The 1,685-nt window shown below is 40.0% G+C and carries 2 protein-coding genes; one reads left to right on the forward strand and one right to left on the reverse strand.

The features are described from left to right. Positions 1–488, reverse strand: a 488-nt coding sequence (locus H6G97_RS50980; protein ID WP_190947765.1) for a DUF3574 domain-containing protein, incomplete at its 3' end; no start/stop codon positions are given. Between the two features lie 947 nt (positions 489–1,435). Here H6G97_RS50980 and H6G97_RS50985 point away from each other — a divergent pair. After that, on the forward strand, positions 1,436–1,685 hold a 250-nt coding region (locus H6G97_RS50985; protein ID WP_199350213.1), incomplete at its 3' end, for a hypothetical protein.

Below are 1,685 nucleotides of genomic sequence, written 5' to 3' on the forward strand. Positions count from 1 at the left end.
AAAAATAAATCCGTTTGGATGAGCTTTGGAACTGAACTGTTGTTAAATAAATCCTCACCTGAATCGAAGCTAACTGCAAGCTCGTCAAAGTTTGCCACTTGCAAAACACTTTCCTGATTGAACTGCTTACGGTATGCCCTAACAATCTCGCTGATAAAAACTTCGTTTGTTGGAGTATCTTCTCGGAAAAGGGTAACAACTTTAGCAGGTTCTTCGATGAGTTTTCCTGTACTGTCCAAGAATTGCCCATTGGCATCAAAAATTGTTAAACCCGATGGGAAACGAGGGGTAATTACACCATCAACAAAAGCCTGAAACTCTCTCTGGGATACCTCTTGACCTCCGGCAATATTACGTCCAAAAAACAAATCTTCCTGAATTAGGGAAAATGCTTTAGCTTTAGGTAAATCTACCATGAACGCCAGAGAAAGGGCGGTACTAGTGGCCAGAGCGGTAGTAATTTTGTTGAAAATATTTTTTTTAGACATAGTTGTAATGCTCCTGAGCGAATAAACTAAATCCTAAGATTTAGCTCATGTTAGGTACTGAATAAATGTGAATACCTTTTTGCACTACAATGAAAATACTCCACATAGCAAAAAAAACTAGTGTTTGTGCTGAAGTTCATCAAATCTTTAAAATAAAATTTATAGTTTGCTCATTTTTAGCCTGTACTGCTCCCTCAAAACACGGTTGCAATGGCGATTGCCGCCATTGTAATCTGCGGTACTTCACGACAGCCTTGCCTTGAGCGATCACAAGAAGGTGGGCGGGTACGCCATCGCACACAATCGCCCTTGTGTAGTACTTATGCAGAGGTATAAATACTTACCAATATATAAACTGAATCTGGTAAAAGGTGATCATAGTAAATTTATATACTCTATTAATGTGAATAACTCGGTAGAATATTTTTATGGAAGTGCGCCTAATGTAAGTGATCGCCTCTTCTGTGCCCTTGCCACAACCGCCCTCCACAGCCTACGATTGCTCCTTGGAGTAATGATGCATTCATGTTTGAGCAAATTTTGATAACCATTGGTTAACACGCATTTAGCTAAGGGTGTTGCATTGGGCTTGGTTGATTGCGTCTAATCCCTGTATAGTATAGCTTTAAAAGTTTTTCGCTCTTTTTGCGTAAATTACAAAACTTGAACTGAAGAGTATTACATAGCGAACGAATTATATGTAAAACATGGACAAGATTTTAAAAGTCCCTTATTTAATTCTCCCTATGAAGCGCTGCTCTGACCATGACCCAGGGCAGTTTTTTGTATAGGTGTCCTCCCTTGAGTCAAGCACCCGTTAGCAGCAATTGAAATTCTCGTGCAGTGCCTTATCCATTCGCCACAAAAGGAACATTACGCTCAATTCCGTAAAATTGGATATTTAAGATGTATGTGCATAATGCTACTAACATACTAATTTGAAATTAATGAGCAGAAACCGAAAACACTTTGTAAATCGAATTCTCAAGCTAGTAATCATTTTACTGGTGGCGGCTGCTTTGTTGACCACGATTTTGGTAACGACGAATAAACCAGCGTATGCTTGCCGATGCTCCCAATTCCCGTCACCACAAGATGCCTTAAAGGGAGCAACGGCTGTCTTTGCTGGTAAAGTGATCAGTGTGAATGCAGCAGGTAGCGCCACCTTTAGCGTTTCCCAAATATGGAAAGGAGAAG

The sequence above is a fragment of the Nostoc flagelliforme FACHB-838 genome, assembly GCF_014698065.1.
Classification (GTDB): domain Bacteria; phylum Cyanobacteriota; class Cyanobacteriia; order Cyanobacteriales; family Nostocaceae; genus Nostoc; species Nostoc flagelliforme_B.